At 43.5% G+C, this 19,425-nt stretch carries 15 protein-coding genes; 8 read left to right on the top strand and 7 right to left on the bottom strand.

The window, feature by feature from the left end:
- Positions 1-216 precede the first annotated feature (216 nt).
- Both QT998_RS14135 and QT998_RS14140 read left to right on the top strand, forming a co-directional pair.
- Positions 217-420 (top strand): hypothetical protein, encoded by a 204-nt coding sequence (locus QT998_RS14135; protein ID WP_333114857.1) that lies wholly within the window; start codon positions 217-219, stop codon positions 418-420.
- Positions 421-447: 27 nt separating this feature from the next.
- The gene (locus QT998_RS14140; RefSeq protein ID WP_194011939.1) at positions 448-675 is read left to right on the top strand and encodes a photosystem II protein, Psb35-related; all 228 of its coding nucleotides are present in this window, start codon (positions 448-450) and stop codon (positions 673-675) included.
- A gap of 192 nt (positions 676-867) precedes the next feature.
- On the opposite strand, the gene QT998_RS14145 is transcribed toward QT998_RS14140, so the two are convergent.
- Both QT998_RS14145 and QT998_RS14150 read right to left on the bottom strand, forming a co-directional pair.
- Positions 868-1,113 (bottom strand): DUF433 domain-containing protein, encoded by a 246-nt coding sequence (locus QT998_RS14145; RefSeq protein WP_333114856.1) that lies wholly within the window; start codon positions 1,111-1,113, stop codon positions 868-870.
- Between the two features lie 373 nt (positions 1,114-1,486).
- Positions 1,487-4,447 (bottom strand): ATP-dependent Clp protease ATP-binding subunit, encoded by a 2,961-nt coding sequence (locus QT998_RS14150; RefSeq protein WP_333114854.1) that lies wholly within the window; start codon positions 4,445-4,447, stop codon positions 1,487-1,489.
- A 384-nt stretch (positions 4,448-4,831) separates the two neighbouring features.
- Here QT998_RS14150 and QT998_RS14155 point away from each other — a divergent pair, with 384 nt between their 5' ends.
- Positions 4,832-6,247, top strand: coding sequence for an MBOAT family O-acyltransferase (locus QT998_RS14155; RefSeq protein ID WP_333114852.1), 1,416 nt, complete (start codon positions 4,832-4,834; stop codon positions 6,245-6,247).
- Between the two features lie 253 nt (positions 6,248-6,500).
- Positions 6,501-7,487: an SGNH/GDSL hydrolase family protein gene (locus tag QT998_RS14160; protein ID WP_333114850.1), complete on the top strand. Its 987-nt coding sequence runs from the start codon at positions 6,501-6,503 to the stop codon at positions 7,485-7,487.
- Positions 7,488-7,721: 234 nt separating this feature from the next.
- On the opposite strand, the gene gloA is transcribed toward QT998_RS14160, so the two are convergent.
- The 4 genes from gloA to QT998_RS14180 all read right to left on the bottom strand — a co-directional run bounded on the left by gloA (position 7,722) and on the right by QT998_RS14180 (position 11,456).
- A complete protein-coding gene (gene gloA, locus QT998_RS14165) occupies positions 7,722-8,150 on the bottom strand; it encodes a lactoylglutathione lyase (RefSeq protein WP_333090542.1) in 429 nt (142 codons plus the stop codon).
- Between the two features lie 110 nt (positions 8,151-8,260).
- Complete coding sequence (locus QT998_RS14170; protein ID WP_333114848.1) at positions 8,261-8,770, bottom strand: cupredoxin domain-containing protein; 510 nt, start codon at positions 8,768-8,770, stop codon at positions 8,261-8,263.
- A 19-nt stretch (positions 8,771-8,789) separates the two neighbouring features.
- Complete coding sequence (locus tag QT998_RS14175; protein WP_333090540.1) at positions 8,790-11,045, bottom strand: heavy metal translocating P-type ATPase; 2,256 nt, start codon at positions 11,043-11,045, stop codon at positions 8,790-8,792.
- 216 nt (positions 11,046-11,261) lie between these two features.
- On the bottom strand, positions 11,262-11,456 hold the full coding sequence (locus tag QT998_RS14180; protein WP_193972516.1) for a heavy-metal-associated domain-containing protein: 195 nt from the start codon (positions 11,454-11,456) through the stop codon (positions 11,262-11,264).
- Positions 11,457-11,730: 274 nt separating this feature from the next.
- Between QT998_RS14180 and QT998_RS14185 the strand changes: the two genes are divergently transcribed.
- The 4 genes from QT998_RS14185 (at position 11,731) to QT998_RS14200 (ending at position 19,028) form a co-directional block, all read left to right on the top strand.
- Positions 11,731-12,429: a DUF305 domain-containing protein gene (locus tag QT998_RS14185; protein ID WP_333090539.1), complete on the top strand. Its 699-nt coding sequence runs from the start codon at positions 11,731-11,733 to the stop codon at positions 12,427-12,429.
- Positions 12,430-13,105: 676 nt separating this feature from the next.
- Positions 13,106-15,031: an efflux RND transporter periplasmic adaptor subunit gene (locus tag QT998_RS14190; protein ID WP_333090538.1), complete on the top strand. Its 1,926-nt coding sequence runs from the start codon at positions 13,106-13,108 to the stop codon at positions 15,029-15,031.
- A gap of 62 nt (positions 15,032-15,093) precedes the next feature.
- Positions 15,094-18,207 (top strand): efflux RND transporter permease subunit, encoded by a 3,114-nt coding sequence (locus tag QT998_RS14195; protein WP_333090537.1) that lies wholly within the window; start codon positions 15,094-15,096, stop codon positions 18,205-18,207.
- A gap of 143 nt (positions 18,208-18,350) precedes the next feature.
- On the top strand, positions 18,351-19,028 hold the full coding sequence (locus QT998_RS14200; protein WP_333090536.1) for a response regulator transcription factor: 678 nt from the start codon (positions 18,351-18,353) through the stop codon (positions 19,026-19,028).
- A 168-nt stretch (positions 19,029-19,196) separates the two neighbouring features.
- Here QT998_RS14200 and QT998_RS14205 read toward each other — a convergent pair.
- On the bottom strand, positions 19,197-19,425 hold a 229-nt coding region (locus QT998_RS14205), incomplete at its 5' end, for a hypothetical protein (RefSeq protein WP_333218056.1).

A 19,425-nucleotide genomic window follows, 5' to 3' on the forward strand; every position in this document is an offset into this window, starting at 1 on the left:
TAATGGTTATTTGGTAAGTGAGATTTAGTAATTAAGATTTGTTGTTTCAAATCCAAACCGATAGATTATAACTCATATCTTTGCCCAGTTCCTCATGCTAGTGGCATAGTTTTAATCGTAAATTTTAAACGCAAAAATTATAAATTCTTAACTAAAATTTCATCATAAGATGCCATGAATTCTGCGATCGCGGATACAGCATAAAATTCGAGTCTGGTGGCGCATGCTGCATCGGTGCGCGCTAGCAGACGCTACATACTGGTGGCGCGGCAGGCACTACACGCGCAAATTTCCGGTCAAGTCCTGTCACCTTCTCTCAGTTTCCTCAAAGGTGTGGTATTTACTACCTCCCGGACGGTTGCCACGCAAATACACTACCTTGACATTCTCATTCACAGTTTGTTACATTTCTTTACATAACGCAACAAAAGTTAAGGAAAAACAGCTATGACTATCGTAATCGCCCTTTTAATCGTCGGTTGGGTAGCAGCCTCAGTGATTGGCACTCAAGCATACTTCCTCGGCGAACAGTCAAAGCCCATCCACGATCGCAACTGGAACGACGAATCTTTTGAACAACTAGCAAAAGCTGTGACTGGAACAGATATTGATTACAGCGTTCGCGTTCCGGCTTACAGCATGGATGCTTACACCAGCCGCACGATGGGCAATTAGTAATATTAAGTAGCACGCTTCACTATTTTCAACAATATGGAGTCCGAGGGATTACGATAACAAAAACGGTTTGTAGTGCGGACTTCAGTCCGCTCTCTTGTCGCGGACTGAAGTGCGTACTACGAACCTTACTGATTTCGGCTAATCTACCGGACATATAACAGGCCAGAAAGCCTGTTTTTAATTGTTTAATCACAGACAGAATGCCTGTGCCACTTTCATAGGAATTTCTACTTCTTCAACTCGCCACGCTGCATAAGCAAGCGCTTCATATATATCTGCTTCTTCCAGGTAGGGATAGGCCTGCAAAATGCCTGACGGTGAGTGTCCCGATGCCATCAGTCCGACTATCGTGCCAACAGTGACTCGCAAGCCGCGAATGCAGGGTTTTCCACCCATTACTTCGGGATTCAGAGTGATTCTAGTTAGTTGTTTCATGATTTTAAACTACCAGGCTTTCTGGGCTGTGCTACTAGAAAATTGATTGTTTGTGGAACCGGCCATAAAGCCATTGGTGTCAACTTAAGCCAGAAAAATTTTGTATCTTTCGTTTATAGCCTAGGCCAGATCCCCCTAAATCCCCCTTAAGAAGGGGGACTTTGAGAAGACTTTTGTCCTTCTTCGCAAAGAGAGTTGCTAGTTGGAAAGATCCCTCAAAAAGGGAAGTAGGGGTTGACTTTGAGAAGACTCTTGTCCCCCCCTTCTTAAGGGGGGTTAGGGGGGATCTAGCCTTAAATCACCCAACAGAAGTCTCTGAGTACGTTTGATGTTAAGTTGACACCAATGGCCAGAAAGCCTGTTCCTAATCCAGCTACAAACTTTTACCTACTAGCGCGGGGAGAGAGTCTTTTTTGCGAAACTGCAAACTGTTATTTTTGCAGTCGATCGCAATTGTATCGCCTTCGACAAACGCATTTTCCAGAATCTTGTTAGCTAGCGGGTTTTCCAACTCCCGCTGGATAGCGCGTTTCAGCGGACGAGCGCCGTAAACTGGATCGTAACCGACATCTGTGATATGGTTTTTCGCCGCATCTGACAGTTCCAAAGTGATTTTTTGCTCCGCCAACAACCGCTCGATCCGCTTAACTTGGATGGTGACAATTTGCCGCAGTTCGATCTTGCTCAAAGTGTGGAACAAAATGATCTCGTCTACCCGATTGAGAAATTCGGGCCGGAAGTGCGATCGCAAAGCAGTCATCACCCGTTTTAACATTTGTTCGTACTCTTCGTCTGTCTCCCGTTCTTGAGTCAAGGATTTTTCATTGTCAGACTTGTTTTCAGACTTACTTTCAGACTTACTTCCCGTCTTAACTTCACTATCAATATCAACTCGCTGAGCTGACACCTCGACAGTACCATCATCATCAACTTTATAATCTGTCTTGGGAATTGATACCTCCTTCGTTTCCTGCTTGCGACTAGCAGGTTTTTTGGGAGTTTTTTCCTTCTTCGCAAACACCTCTAAAATGTGATCGCTACCGATATTGCTAGTCATCACAATTACGGTATTTCTAAAGTCAACCACTCGACCTTGAGAATCGGTAATTCTGCCATCATCCAACACTTGCAGCAAAATGTTAAATACATCCGGGTGCGCTTTTTCCACTTCGTCAAACAGCACTACCGAATAAGGATGTCTCCGCACAGCTTCGGAAAGTTGTCCGCCTTCGTCGTAACCGACATATCCGGGGGGTGCTCCTACTAACCGAGAGACGCTGTGCTTCTCCATATATTCCGACATATCGATGCGGACGATCGCATCATCGCTGTCAAACAAAAACTCAGCCAACGCCCGCGCCAACTCAGTTTTTCCCACGCCTGTGGGGCCCATAAACAAGAAAGAACCGATCGGTCTACCGGGATCTTTCATGCCAGCCCGCGCCCGCCGGATCGCCGCAGCAACCGCCGTTACAGCCTCCTCTTGACCGATGACTTTTTTGTGCAAATGGCTTTCCAATTGCAGCAATTTTTGGCGTTCCGACTCTAACAATCGGTTGACCGGAATTCCCGTCCATTTCGCCACAATTTCGGCAATGTCACCCTCAGTAACTTTTTCCCGCAGCAGCGAAGAACCTTGAGCTTGCTGTTTCAAAAGTTCGGCTTCCTTGGCTTCGCGATCGCGCACCGCCGTCTCCAATTTACCGTACTTCAACTGCGCGGCTTTATTCAAATCGTAAGCTCTTTCTGCTTGCTCAATTTGCACTCGCAATTGGTCTTCTTCTGCTTTCAACTTATTGATGCCATCCAATAACTGCTTTTCGCCCAGCCACTGAGAGGACAATTTTTCCTGCTTGACTTTTAAGATGTCAATCTCTGTTTTGATGCGTTCGATCCGGGGGCTGATGGTGGGGGTTGGAGAACCTTTTCCCTCGCCTTCAATCGACAATTTTTCCATTTCCAACTGCATCACCCGGCGGTCGATCCCTTCCAGTTCCACGGGTTTGGAGGTAATTTCCATTTTCAAATGGGCGGCCGCTTCATCTACGAGGTCGATCGCCTTATCCGGCAAAAAGCGATCGGAAATATAGCGAAAAGACAGAGTTGCAGCAGCAACCAGCGCCGAATCGGTAATTTTCACCCCGTGGTGGCGTTCGTAGCGGTCTTTCAATCCGCGCAAAATTGAAACAGTATCTTCCACAGTCGGTTCGCCGACAAATACTTGTTGAAAGCGGCGTTCCAGTGCCGGATCTTTTTCAATATTCTTGCGGAATTCATCGAGAGTTGTAGCGCCGATGCAGCGCAATTCGCCTCTGGCTAACATCGGTTTCAACAAATTTCCGGCATCCATTCCCGAACCGGAACTGCCGCCGCCGCCAGTCCCAACAACGGTGTGCAATTCGTCAATAAATAGGACAATTTGCCCGTCGGAATCGATAACTTCTCGCAGGACAGATCGCAATCGTTCTTCAAATTCACCTCGGAATTTTGCCCCAGCAATTAAACTGCCCATGTCGAGGCTAAATAGCTGGCGGTTTTTCAAAGATTCGGGCACGTCGCCGTTAACAATTCTCTGCGCTAAACCTTCGGCGATCGCAGTTTTTCCGACTCCGGGATCGCCAATTAATACTGGGTTGTTTTTTTGACGGCGCGAAAGAACTTGGACGACGCGGCGAATTTCTTCGTCGCGGCCGATTACTGGATCGAGTTTTCCTGCTTTGGCGGCTTCGGTCAAATCCCGGCCGTATTTGCTGAGGGCGTCGGAATTGGCTTCGCTATCTCCTTGGGGTTTAGGGTTGCGGAGGCCGGCTTTCGCGGTTTCGGAACTTTTTTCTGAGACTTTAGCGGTGGCGCGGACTGATTTGATTGCTTCTTCGAGTTTTGGTCGATCGATCGTCCCTGGGGCCGGTTTGCGATCGTAACCGGGGCGACCGGGGGGCCCATCGCCCCTAGTCAGCAATCGCCTACCAACTCGTTCATCTTCTACTAAGCCAATTAATAAATGTTCAATGGCGATAAAATTATCTTGCCCAGTCTGTCTGGCAGACTCAGCAGCATCTAACATCACGTCTAAGCCGCGACCGAGGTATAGTTGGTCAGCGTTGGTAACTTTGGGCTGTCGTTTGGCAAAAGCTTCTAACTGTTGCGCTAAGCGGGTTACATCTACTCCAGCCAAGCTGAGAATCGTGTTTGCTGTCGCGAGCTGTTCGAGAATGGCGATCGCTAAATGTTCAACCTCTAGCTGCTGATTGGCAAAGCGGCGGGCTACATCCTGGGATTTGACAATCGCTTCCCAGGCTTCATCGGTAAATTTGCTAGGGTCTGTTGGCTGCACGTTGCTTCCTCGCAATCAAGGGGATTCCTGTGGTTATCCGTTAATATATCGTCTCACAACTATCATAATCTTTAAACACGATTGTGAATCTATGAGTGCGGTTAATTCTGCTGAAGTTGCAACATAATTGAGCTTTTGCAAAAGCTTGCAGCCCGCAATCTAGGGAAATTTTTTGGACTCTGCGACCTCCGCGCGCGATCGAACTTATCAAAATACAGTAGTTCCCCATTCTCTCAACTACTCCAGAGAATCGCCATTCCCCTAAGTTCGTAGTGAGGACTTTAGTCCGCATTCATGAAGGACTAAAGTCCTCACTGCGAACCTTTTCATTGGTGTATTTAACATTTATAGATTGCCCTAACCTTGTTTGACATTCTAAAATTTATGCTATTTCCAACTTACCAATTTCTAGTATTTTTTCTAATTATTTTTAGCATAATTATATCCTTGAAGTCCCAAGTCGGTTTATATAAAATCGTCTTGCTAATTTCCAGTTTATTATTTTATTCATTTTGGAGTTTAGACTTTCTATTACTCCTAGTTTTAGGTACTGCCTACAATTATATCATTCTCCGAGCCACCTGCCACGGCAGATATAAAAAACTTGCCTTAATTTCTGGCATAATTTTCAACATTGCCAACCTCGGCATCTTTAAATATTGCAACTTCTTTGTAACATCCTTGTTTGAGGTACTCAACCAACTACAAATTCCCGCCAGCATTCAAATGTTGCAAATAATCGCCCCAGTCGGCGTATCCTTCTACACATTTAGAATGATTTCCCATTTAATCGACTGCTACCAAAAGAAAATCCCCTGTCCGAAATTTGTAGACTACGCCACATACATTACCTACTTTCCCCAAATTGCCTCTGGGCCCATATCGCGGCCTCGCGAATTTTACAGCCAGCTAAATTCATCCAAAAAATACGACTATCAAATCGAAGAAGTCATAGTTTTAATTTTGTCTGGACTCTTCAAAAAATATACTTTATCGAGCTTTTTGTTTAACTTCACCAAACTCCCATTCACAGTTCCCCAGCAATACAGCAGCATCGATTTAATCCTCGCGGCAATTTCCTATTCATGTTTAATTTACGTAGATTTTAGCGGCTACTCGGATTTAGCTAACGGCATCTCTTGTTTGCTGGGTTTCAAACCCATTGCCAACTTTAATATGCCATATCGATCGCTCAGCTTGCAAGAATTTTGGAAAAGATGGCACATCAGTCTTTCCGAATGGCTGAGAGATTACGTTTACTTCCCCTTGGGCGGCAATAAATACGATAAATTAAGGAAGTACGTAAATTTACTGATGACAATGGCGATCGGCGGATTTTGGCACGGCGCAGGTTTAAACTTTATTGTCTGGGGAACAATTCACGGTTTAGGATTGATTGTCAACCATTTATGCAAAGATATTCCCCAAGCTATCCACCTAAAATTAAACTATTCCTTTCCCCGACTTGCTAAATTTTGCAGTTGGCTGCTAACATTTAGCTTTGTGACTTGTAGCTGGGTATTTTTCGGCACGCCCAACTGGGAAACTGCAATGAATTTTTTTCAGGGAATTCTGAATTTTTCCGCTGCAACTTTTCAATTTAACTTTTGGCAATTGTATTTAGTAATTGCCATCATTGGCGCGATCAACATTTGGGGCGAGAGAATTTCCCAACTCTTGCAAAGAGTATTTTCCTTAAAAAATATTTTCTTGAGAGTTGTCTTAGTTTCGCTGTTCGTGTATGCTATTTTGATGTTGGGGCCGAGCACCGTCCCACCTTTTATTTACTTTAATTTCTAAAAAAGCAAATAAATCCACCTAATTAAACGTAAAATAGGGATAGCTAAAAAGATTCCTGTATATGTCTTCTTCCCTTCTTCCTTCTTCCTGATGACGTTGGAGGGAAAGCTCGGCGGGGACAGCACTAATGACTAATGACTAATAACTAACAACTAAGAGGGCGGGCCCGCACCATCCACCGCCCCTAACAACTAACAACCAATAACCAATGACTAATGACTAATGACTTCTTCCCTCTTCCCTCTTCCTTCCTATGAAAGATCGAGAAATTTTACTGATAGTTATTTCTGTAATTCTCACCTTAATATTTTCCAACTTATCCTTATTTCTCAAAAACTTTGCTTCAACTCCTTTCGCCAATCCCGGAATTAAACAAGCCGCGCGGCAGATAGAAATAGACAGTTTCAGGAAATCAGAACAAGATTTTTGGAGCAAAATCAAAGATATCAATTTCGATAGCATCCCCAAAAAAGCCGAAACTTCTCCAGTCCAAACCGCCACAAAATCCGCACCTCCTCCCCCAAAACCTGCAAAAAAATCAACTCCAGCCAAACCCAAACTAACCGTACCTTATCGCAAATTTTTATTTATTGGAGATTCCGTAATGTTCGATTTAGGAATTCAACTCCAGAACACTCTTAAGAACAAATACAACATCGCTGATACAAAACTTGACTACAAAGTATCCAGCGGATTAAATCGGATAGATTATTATGACTGGTATGCCAGAACCAGCAAAATCATCCAGGATTACCGCCCAGATGTAGTGATAATTTTGTTTGGAGGAAACGACCCTCAAGATATCATTGATTCTCAAGGAAAATATCGGGCAATTCTGACCCCAGAATGGCAAAAAGCTTATCAAGAAAGAGTAGACAAATATGCCAAGTTACTTGGCTCGTCCTCCGTGAGAAAAGTGTATTGGATCGGTCAATCTAACTCTAATAAATCGCCGTATATCAAAGCTTTTCCTGTCATGAACAATATTTATAAAAATGCTAAAAAAGCTTCTCCCAAAATTGAATTTATTTCTACTTGGGAAACCTTTGCAGAATCGGGAAAATTTGTGCCGGTAGTTGCTGACAAATCGGGGAAGCGAGGCTATGTAAAAATTAGTGACGGCGTGCATTTTACCTCCCACGGATCTAAGATTATCAGCGACGTAATCGTTGACAAAATGGTCGCCGACAAAATATTAAAATCTCCCCAACCTCCCAAATCTCCCAAAAAGAAACCCTAAACTTCAGTTTGCTAACAGTGCAGGATTGTCGCATTGTTAATACCAAATCCGGGTTTTGGATACCCTCGATCAACCAGTCGGCGCAGGCCGACTTTGTTTGTGTAGACGCGGTTTCAACCGCCGAGCGAGTAAAGGAGGTATATTACCCGGATTTGCTATCACTAGGGTGCGCCAGAAGTAGAGTTAGAAACTAACTCCAAAAGTTGGTTTCCGGGCACCCTAAAAAGAGACTTTCTAGGATGCGTTTGTTGCAGCTATTTTATGACTGCTGCTGCTTTGATTTTTTAGTTGAATTAATTCAACTTTATATCCATCTGGATCTTCTACAAAAGCAATAACAGTTGAGCCGTGTTTCATCGGCCCGGGTTCGCGGCTGACTTTACCGCCGCGGGCTTTAATTTCTTCGCAAGTACCGTAAATGTCGTCAACGCCGATCGCAATATGACCGTAAGCATCTCCTAAATTGTACTCTGTTACGCCCCAATTGTAGGTTAATTCCAAAACCGTAGTGTCTGATTCGTCGCCGTAGCCCACAAAAGCCAGGGTAAATTTCCCATCTGGATAATCTTTTTGCCGCAGCAGTTTCATTCCCAACACTTCCGTGTAGAATTTGAGAGATTCTTCCAGGTTGCAGACTCGGAGCATCGTGTGTAGTAATTGCATTTAGCTCACTCCAAATTTTTTAAGCTTTCATCTATTTTAGCGATTTCTTGCCGAAAAAACTCGCGCCTCAACCGTCGCAGTTGCAGCAGGTTGACAACTGTCTATTTGATTTACTTTTGTACTTCCACCACACCCCGAAACATATTCATGCCGCAAGTAAATAGGTATCGTCCGGGTTTTTCAGGAGTGAATTCAATAGCTGTCACCTGATTTAAAGGTAATTCTCGCACAATGTGAAAATCTGGTAACAACACTTTTTCAAGACAACTATTCGGGTCACGCCTCAAGAAATTTAGCCGGACTAATTGACCGGATTTCACAACTACACTAGCAGGCTCGTAACCCCCGTCTACAGTAATCGTCAACTCTTGTATTCCCTGAATAGATTCAGCTTGCTGACCTTTTGCTTTACTGAACAAAAACCACCACAACTCCAAACCAATTAATGTCAAACCACCGAGGGTGACACCAACTTTTAAACCTAGCGGCTGTTCGATGCTGCGAAATTGAGTGGTTGAATTAGAAGCAGCGAGGGGTTCGGCAGCTTGAACTCCCGATGCTATTCCGATCGCAATTCCTAAACTCGCGAGAGTTCCCCACATTTGACGATGGTGCAACATTTGTCTAATTACTCCTAATTTAGGCCAGAGACTTTGGTTTAAAATTACGCAAGCGCAAAGCATTAGTAAGTACGGAAACTGAACTAAAAGCCATTGCTGCACCGGCGAGAATTGGACTTAGCAGCCAGCCAAAAATTGGGTACAAAACGCCAGCGGCGATCGGGATTCCAGCGATGTTGTAAATAAAGGCAAAAAACAGATTTTCGCGGATGTTCCGCATGGTGGCGCGCGAAAGTTGAATTGCTGTAATTATGCCTTGTAAGTCTCCAGAAATTAGGGTAATATCGCTAGCTGCGATCGCAATATCTGTGCCGGTGCCGATCGCAATTCCCACATCTGAAGCGGCCAAAGCCGGTGCATCGTTGATCCCGTCTCCCACCATCGCGACAATTTTTCCTTCCCCTTGCAGGGCTTGGATTTTAGCTGCTTTTTGGTCTGGTCTAACTTCCGCAAAAACGCGAGTAATACCAACGGATCGGGCGATCGACTCCGCAGTCGCGCGGTTGTCCCCAGTCAGCATCGCCACCTCCAAACCGAGTTTTTGCAGTGCTTTCACCGCCTGCGCTGACGACGGTTTGAGAGCATCAGCAATGCCCAGAATTGCCTCTATTTTGCCCTCAGATGCCATCCAAACCACCGTTTTGCTATCACCTTCCAAAGCTTTCGCGCGCAGTTCCAGATATTCAGTATCGCAACCTAGTTCCTGCATCCACCTCAGCGTTCCCAGGGCGATCGGCTTTCCGCCGACAACCCCTCGCACACCACTCCCGGCGATCGCCTCAAAATCCTTAACATCCGTCAAATCAACCTCTTGAGATTGAGCGTATCTCACAACAGCTTCCCCCACAGGATGCTCGGAATTTCGCTCGACAGATGCCGCCAATTGCAGCAATTTTAACTCATTGCTATTTTCCGTTCCTTTAATTGTGACAAAATCAGTAACAGTCGGCTTACCCTCAGTAAGAGTTCCAGTTTTATCTAACACAATGACTTGAATTTTATGAGCCAACTCTAAACTTTCGGCTCCTTTAATTAAGATCCCATTTTTTGCACCTTTTCCAGTGCCGACCATCACAGCAGTCGGAGTCGCCAAACCCAAAGCACAAGGACAAGCAATAATCAGCACCTCCACCATTGTAATTGTTGCTAAAGTAAAGTTTCCCGTCGCATTAAACCAGACTACAAAAGTAGCTAAAGCGACGGCAATTACTGCCGGAACAAACCAACCAGTCACCTCGTCTGCCAACTTTTGAATTGGTGCTTTTGACCCTTGGGCATCCTGCACCATCTTGACAATTTGAGCTAAAAAGGTATCCTTGCCAATCTTAGTAGTGCGAAACTTAAAGCTGCCCGTTTTGTTAATTGTCGAGCCGATAACTTCGTCACCAACCTGCTTTTTGACAGCCAAACTTTCTCCCGTAACCATTGCTTCGTCTACGGTTGAAGCACCTTCAATCACCTCTCCATCTACGGGAATTTGTTCGCCGGGCCGCACCTGCACGATGTCGCCAATTTCCACTTGGGCGATCGACACTTCCAACTCTTCCCCGTTGCGAACAATCCGAGCCGTTTTCGCTTGCAAACCCATAAGTTTCCGAATAGCCTCAGAAGTCTCCCCCTTCGCCCGATTTTCTAGAGTTTTACCCAACAAAATTAGAGCAACAACACTCGATGACACTTCATAATAAACGCTCGGTATCAAACCCTTAGCTATGAAAAAACCCGGAAAAAATGTTACAAATACAGAATAAAAGTAAGCCGAGCTTGTACCTAAAGCAATCAAAGTATCCATAGTCGCAAGTCGGCGTTTTAAGGCTTTCCAAGCTCCCGTATAAAATGAGTTAGCGCACCAAAATTGTACTGGTGCTGTCAGCACTAATTGCAGCCAAAAATTGTGCAGCCAGCTAGGAATAAATGGCAAATGCAAGCCAGTCATAGCGGGAATCGAACCCACAAATAATATGAGGCTAATAGTTCCTGCTACGTAGAGTTTGCGCTGCAACAATTGAGATTCAGCTTGACGATCTTTTCGCTGGCTGTCATCCTCTTCCGCCGCTATTTCTGGAAGTGGCAAAGCTTCATATCCCGCTGCATCAACAGCTTCTTGAATTGTGGCTACACTGGTTTTTTGAGAGTCGTATTGAATGCTTGCTTGTTCCATGCCAAAATTGACATGACACTCAATTACGCCGGGAACAGACTGAATTGCTTGTTCGATAGAAGAAGCACAAGAAGCACAACTCATGCCCCGCAATTTAAGTGTGAGATTGTCCATAGGGGTTACTCCTAAACTGAATAAGAGCGCAGGTTGTCAAGGTATTTAGTAATTAGCCTAACCGAATTGACCAATTACATAGGAGAATTGCGATCAAAATGAGTGGTGCGGTGGCTGGACGCTACATTTGTAATATTCAGCATTTCACCCTAATATGAAATTACAATGAAATTGCTGTATTCCTAAAGTTAGAACTCGCTGGCGTTAGCCTTAATATTAATCCACAGGATAGCCAGCAGATGCGATCGCTTTTCTAACCTCACTTTCCGATTTAGCGGTTTGAACCGTGACAGCTTTTGTCTTGAGATCCACCTCAACAGTGGCATCTGAATCCACTGTTTGGACTGCTTTTGTGATTGTAGTCGCACAAGCAGAACAAGCCATCTTGGGAACTTTTAATTGTAGAGTCATAATTTGAACCTCAGCAGAAACTACTCTGCTCAATAAATGAATTAACTTCATTGTAAACTCTCCTGTAAGGAGGAGAGTCAAGTCAATTTGAGATTTAAGATTTGAGATTTATACCGATTCTACTTGTAGGGTAATCATTGCACGCCTTACATATTTATTTAAATGATGGCAACATAATAATTATTTACCAATCTGAATCAAAATTTCATCCTAATTTCATTTATCTGTGAAAACATCAATATAAATGGCATTTTTAAGGATTTAACTAAAGTCTATGAAATCAATCTCATTAAAAACAGGCTTTGCAGCGCTGACATTAACCGCCCTCACCAGCGGCGTGCTAGTAGCTTGTTCAAAAGCTCCTTCCAGCGAAACCCAAGCCCCAAATATTACGGCAGCAACCCCTGCTAGCAGCCAGCAAAACGTGGCACAAAACCACAACATGAGTGGCATGAATCACAATATGTCAATGGATTTAGGCCCGGCTGATGCCGACTATGATTTGCGATTTATTGATGGCATGACAGTACACCATCAAGGTGCTGTAAACATGGCTAAAGAGGTGCTTAACAAATCCAAACGCCCTGAAATGAAAAAACTAGCAAATAACATTATTGCTGCTCAGAACCGCGAAATCAATCAAATGAAAGAGTGGCGAACAAATTGGTATCCCAAAGCCAGCAGTACGCCAATGGCTTATCAAGCTCAAATGGGTAACATGATGGCAATGACTCCCGAACAGATGCAAAGTATGATGATGAGCATGGATTTAGGTGCTGCTGACGACCAATTTTATTTGCGGTTTCTGAATGCTATGATTCCCCACCACGAAAGAGCTTTGGTGATGGCTGAAGATGCCTTGAAGAAGTCAAAACGCCCGGAAATTAAAAAATTATCTCAAGAGATTGTGACTTCGCAAAAGCAAGAAATTCAGCAAATGAAAGAGTGGCGTCTAGCTTGGTACAAACAGTAATTTAGCTGGCTCAACCAAATGTGACACAAAGCCAGAAAATGAGTGAAACGAATCACATTCTGTTAATTGTTCAGGAAACACTTGCATCACAACAGCCAGAAATTAAGCTAAGGAAATAGTAGCCAAAGCGTTAGGGATCAACCATAATATCGCTTCTTTAAGACTATCAGCAGTTTTACTACTTCCTTTTATTACATTTTTTACGTAAAATTACTGTAGACAATTTAACAGGAGTTGTTATAAAGTATAACAGTCACTCAAAAAAATAAAGCGGTATTCCATGATATTGCAGAGCTTGGAACTAAACACAACATCTGAATCAAATGCAGCAGTACAGGAGCTAGTGAACGGATGGACAAAAGAAATTAAATCGCAAGAATATCTCGCAACAGTGAAAGAAACTAAAAAGCACAATCCCTTGGCATTAGGCAAAATTTATATTCGTATTTTAGAATCTGGAGGGCATCTGGGCTGCTGAGGCTAAATTTCATCCTAATTTCATTTGGCAGTGAAAGACTAGGTTGAGGAGAGAAAATTTAGCTCTTAGTCATTGCTTAGCCGTCGTTTATTGAAAAAGGCTGATAAGTAGCTCCCGTTAATTCGGTTAACTTACTTTGGCAAAATACCAACCGCTAAGCCTTGGGTACTCAACCTGATTTCTAGGAAAATGCCAACAATGATATTGCACAAATATTCTGAGTCCCAGGCAATTATTAGTACCTTTTCGGGAACTTTTTTCAGCCTAATGGTGCTAACTTCTCCCGCGGCTGTTTTCGCCCACGCGGGACACGGAAATGAATTTAACCAAAGCGGCGAAACCTCTCAAGCTCCTGCTGCTATTTCTGTCGATGCCGTCACCGCAAAACGGTTAGGAATTAAAGTCTCCCCAGCGGTTCGCCAGCGACTAGATATAAGCATCAAAACCACGGGACAAATTGAAACTTTGCCCAACCAAAAGGTAGAAGTGACGGCTTCGGTTGCTGGCAAAGTGGTAGAGTTGCTAGTTAAGCCTGGGGACAAAGTATCAAAAGATCAATCGGTTGCTGTTTTGTCGAGTTCAGAATTAGGACAGTTGCGGGTTGAATCTCTCTCAAAACGTGCCGAAGCTGAGGCGGATTTGCAGCAAGCGCAAGGCGATTTGAAACTAACTACAGAAAATTACGATCGCCAAATTCAAATATCTGCAGCGGAAATCGCCCAAGCCAAAACTCAACTAACAGCAGCAACTCAGCAGTACCAGCGAGAGCAAGAATTAGTAAACAATCGTTCGGTTGTGAAAGTTGCTCAAGAAAACTATCAGCGTCAAGTTGAAATAGCGCAAGCTGAAATAGCGCAAGCTGAAATAGAATTAACTGTGGCTAAAGAACAGTTCGATCGCGATAAAGAATTAGTAGCCGCAGGGGCGATCGCGCGGCGGACAATGCTGGAATCGCAAGCCCACTTCGCCCAAGCCAAAGCGGCTGTTGCTAAGGCAAAAAGCCGTCCCGAAGTTATCAAAGCGGAAACCGAAATTAAACAAGCGGAAGTAGACCTGCCAATGCGGGAATTGCGCGATTCTCAAGGCAGAGTAGCAGAAGCAAAAGCTCAACTCACCAAGGCTCTGAGCCGCCGGGAAGTGTTGGAAGCCGAGAACCAAGTCAAACGCGCCAAAACTGCGGTCGAAGTCGCTCAGTCGCGGATTCGCTTGGCCGATGCAGCCTATCAAGCGCGGCTCCAACAATTAGGAACTATTGCCAATGACAAAGGATTTGTTACTATTATCGCTCCGATTTCTGGCACGGTAGCCGATCGCGAAATCACCCCAGGAGAGTCCGTAAGCGCTGAAAAACCGTTGATGACTCTCTTAAATGACAGCCGCGTTTTTGCCACAGCCAATATTTACGAAAAAGACCTGAATCAGGTAAAACAGGGCCAGGAAGTCAGCGTGAAAGTTGCTAATTTGGGCGATCGCACTTTCAAGGGAAAAATCACCTTAATTGGCTCATCCGTGCAAGGAGAAACGCGGGTAGTGCCCGTGAAAGCAGAACTAGATAATAGTCAGGGCGAATTAAAGCCGGGACAGTTTGCAGAATTGGAGATTTTAACCGACAAAACCGCCACAAATATTTTAGCAATTCCGATCGCAGCGGTAGTAGATGTTAACGGTAAAACAACAGTTTACGTTAAAAATGGCGATGCTTATCAAGCGGTTGACATTGAACTCGGTCAAACAGCCGGAGATTTAGTTGAAATTAAGAGTGGTTTATTCGAGGGAGATTTGATAGTAACGCAGCGCGCGCCTCAACTTTACGCACAATCTTTGCGGGGCGGCAGCCAACCCTCAAAAACCGGGGAAAAGCAAGAGGCAACTCCGAAAGTAACAGCAGCTAATTTGAATAATTTACCCGTGCCGTTGTGGGCGGGAGTTGGGGGAGGAATTGCGATCGCATCCCTAACTTTTGCCGCCGGAGTATTTTGGGAAAATCGGCGCAAATTCCCAGTAATAGCAGATGCTGCAAATAATAGTTTTTCCATCTCTCAACCAGCCATTGACGATGAATTGCTACACAATCACAACCATCACGTTAAAACTGAAGAGTCAGAAATTAAGATTTTGAAATAAATAATTGCTTCTTTATTTAACTGAGGCAAAATTTTAAGAATTATAAATGAATTGTCTAAAAAATGCTTAATTCAATCCTCAGATGGTCGATCGCTCAACGTTGGCTAGTTGTAATCGGTGCAATTCTAGTCACTTTTTTGGGTAGTTATAATTTAACTAAAATGCCCCTTGATGTTTTTCCTAATTTTGCCCCGCCTCAAGTAGAAATTCAAACCGAAGCCCCTGGATTAGCCCCTGAAGAGGTAGAGTCTTTAATTACTTTACCAATTGAGAGCGCAGTCAATGGAACTCCGGGGGTAGAAACTGTGCGCTCCTCTTCGGCGGTAGGTATTTCAGTTGTCAAAGTAATTTTCAAAGCCAATACAAATATTTATCAAGCGAGACAATTCGTTGCTGAACGTTTACAGCAAACGCGATCGAAGTTGCCTCAAGGTATTGAAGAACCACAAATATCTCCTATTTCTTCTCCGATAGGCACAATTTTAATGTATGCCTTTACCATAAAAGCCGAAGAAAATCAGCCAAAAACTGATTTAATGGAAGTGCGAAGATTAGTCGATCGAAATGTTACCAACCGATTACTAGCTGTACAGGGAATATCACAGGTGATTGCCTATGGAGGCGATGTCAGAGAGTATCAAGTTTTAGTAGATCCAGTCAAATTAACTGCATTGAATATCTCTTTAGAAGAGGTGACAAAAGCAGCAGAACAATCAAATACCAATGCCTCTGGGGGATTTTTGATTACACCCGATCGCGAAGAAATAATTCGGGGCGTAGGTCGGATTGAAACCATTCAAGAATTGGCCGAATCAGTAGTAATATCTAGAAATGGAAAACCCATCAAACTGCGCGATGTGGCAGAGGTAAAATTAGGAGCAGCACTAGCTAGAGGAGATGGTAGTATCAACGGTCAAAGGGGAGTTATTTTACTGGTAAACAAGCAGCCTCAAATCGATACTCCAACTGTAACCAGAGCCGTTGAAAAAGCAATGGAGGAAGTGCAGGCAGGATTACCGAAGGATGTGAAAGTAGAAGTGACTTTTCGCCAAGAAAGTTTTATTGATTCTGCTATTGAAAATGTGCTAAATTCCCTGCGAGATGGCATCATAATTGTTTCAATAATCATGCTGATGTTTTTGATGAATTGGCGCACAACTGTCATCACTCTCAGCGCAATCCCCTTGTCCGTTTTGATCGGAATGTTAATTTTATCATGGTTTGGAGAAGGCATAAATACTATGACTTTGGGCGGATTGGCAGTAGCAATTGGTTCAGTTGTGGATGACTCCATTGTGGATATGGAAAACTGCTATCGGGGATTGCGAAAAAATCAAATAGATGGTAAGCCTAAAGAAGATTTTGAAATAGTTTACAGCACTTCGGTAGAGGTTCGCATCAGTGTAATTTTCTCTACAGTAATTATTGTGATTGTATTTGCTCCAATTTTCTCTTTGACCGGAGTAGAAGGGCGAATCTTTACCCCAATGGGAGTAGCTTACTTAGTTTCTATTGTGGCCTCTACTTTTGTCGCCATGACTCTTTCCCCTGCTCTTTGCGCTATCTTATTAGCAAATCGTCAATTGCCATCGGATGATACTTGGGTGTCAGCATTTAGCCAACGGCTTTATCGTCCTGCTTTGAATATGGCAATTAATCGTCCGAAATTCATCTTATTGCCAGCCATCGCTGCTTTTATTGCTTCCTTAATTGTGCTTCCCTCACTAGGAAGAGTATTTTTACCCGAATTTCAAGAGCGATCTTTAGTTAATACAATGTTACTTTATCCTGGGAGTTCCCTGTCTGCTACTAATGATATGGGACTTTCAATGCAGAATGCTCTCAAAGATGACCCTCGATTTACTGCTGTACAATTGCGATCGGGACGTGCGCCCGGTGATGCTGATGCCGCTGGGGTAAATCTAGGACATTTGGATGTAGAACTAAGCGATATTGGTATTAATAATCGAGAAGAAAGTATTGCTAAAATTAGAGAGGAATTTAATAAATTACCCGGTGTGGCTACTAGCGTGGGAGGCTTTATTTCCCATCGCATGGATGAAGTGCTTTCAGGAGTCAGAAGTGCGATCGCGGTGAAAGTTTTTGGTCCTGATTTGACAGAATTAAGAGCGATTGGGAAGGAAGTAGAAACAGCTATGAGTCAGGTGAAAGGTATTGTTGATTTGCAGTTAGAACAACAAATTCCTATTCGTCAGTTACAGATTAAATTCGATCGCGCTTTGGCTGCACGTTACGGACTTACCATTGGAAGTCTTACAGAAACTATAGAAACTGCCTTGAATGGAAAAGTTGTATCTCAAGTCCTTAAAGAACAGCAGTTATTCGATTTGTTGGTGTGGTTGAAACCGGAAAATCGCAGTAATATTGATACTATCCGCAACTTATTAGTTGATACTCCTTCGGGACAGAAGATCCCACTAGCACAAGTCGCAAAAATTGAATACAGCACTGGCCCTAATACCATCAACCGCGAAAATGTTTCTCGTTTCTTGGTTGTGGCTGCGAATGTGTCAGGACGAGATTTACGCTCAGTTGTTAATGAAATTAAGACGAAAGTACAACAGCAGGCCATCTTGCCTTCAGGTTATTTTATTCAATATGGCGGACAATTTGAATCGGAAGAACGGGCGACTCAAAACCTACTAATATTTGGTAGTTTAGGAATAGTAATTATTGCGGTGCTGATGTATTTTGCCGTTAAATCTTTTGCGAGTGCAATTATGATTATGATTAACTTACCCCTGGCATTAGTAGGAGGAATTTTCTCGATTGCGATCGGTGGTGGCATCATTTCTGTAGCTTCACTTGTGGGTTTTATCACTTTATTTGGAGTCGCGGTTCGTAACGGTTTGCTTTTGGTGGATAATTTCAATCAAAAACTAAGCAAGGGAATGCCTTTCAAGGAAGTAATTAAGGAAGGTGCGATGGAAAGATTGGTGGCGATTTTGATGACAGCTTTTACCTCTGCTTTAGGCATGGTTCCCCTGGTAGTTGGTACAGGCGCAGGCAAAGAAATTTTGCAACCTCTGGCGGTTGTGGTGTTGGGTGGATTGTTTACTTCTACTGCCTTAACTCTGTTAGTTTTGCCAGCTTTGTACGCTCAATTTAGAAAATTTTTAGCACCTAAAACAACTCATCTCATGTCCGATAAATAGACAATCATCAAAAACATTTAGTAGTGCCACCTTGCATCCACAGCAGCATCGGACTTAAGTCCTATGCTGCGAAATAATCTTATTGCGATCGATCGACCGGGCACGATATCATACTGTTGAGAAAGATATCTCGATATAAAAAAATGAGAATTTTGTTAGTTGAAGACGATCTTCGCATTGTCAAACCCCTTGCAGAAGACTTAAGGCATCAAAACCACGTTGTAGATATAGCGACTGACGGGCTAGAGGGTTGGGAATATGCGCGATCGGTCAATTACGACCTAATTTTGTTAGATTTAATGCTGCCCAAATTAGATGGTATATCACTGTGCAAGCGTCTGCGTGCCGATCGCTCTCACGTTCTCATCTTGATGCTGACAGCACGCGATACCACCTTAGATAGAGTCATTGGACTCGATGCAGGAGCTGACGATTACTTAGTTAAGCCCTTTGAATTAGAAGAATTAGCCGCCAGAATTAGAGCTTTATCTCGGAGAATTCCAGAAACCAAACCCCTCATTCTAACCCACGGTAATTTACAACTCAATCCCACTAGCTGCACCGTTACTTATGCAGGAAACGCCTTATCTTTAACTCCCAAAGAGTATATGATATTAGAATGTTTCTTAAAAAGTCCCACTCAAGTTTTAACACGCTCTGCAATTTTAGATAAACTGTGGAATTTTGATAAAGCTTCAGGAGAAGGAACAGTCAAAACTCACATCACAAATTTGCGTAGCAAGCTCAAAGCAGCCGGAAGTTCCGAAAATTTTATCGAAACAGTTTACGGCATTGGTTATCGACTCAGCAGCCATCACTAATAACTCAATACGGTTCATATAAAGCCGATACCTCTCTAGCTTGCCCCTACTCCCCCTTAAAAAAAGGGAGGGACAAAAAGTTACTCAAAGTCCCCCTTATTAAGGGGGAGTCAGGGTGGATTAATTGTCGAGAGGCGAAATCAAGGTTATGAAGGCTATTGACCAACTTTATGCGAGGCATTTAACAGGTTTATCTTGACCAGATAAATCAAAAAGCAACTCACTAAAATCTTCTATTTGATTAGCCATTAATCTTAAAGCTTCAGGAAAAATATGAGTACCTTTCATTCGAGCCAATGACACTAAAAATTGCCTGACCATTGCCCAATTAGCAGGTGCATTGCCACCGCGACGAATATCGTTATCCTCGTTTAACGTCACATCTTTAACCCCATGC

It is taken from the genome of Microcoleus sp. S1D4 (genome assembly GCF_036700765.1).
Lineage (GTDB): Bacteria > Cyanobacteriota > Cyanobacteriia > Cyanobacteriales > Microcoleaceae > Microcoleus.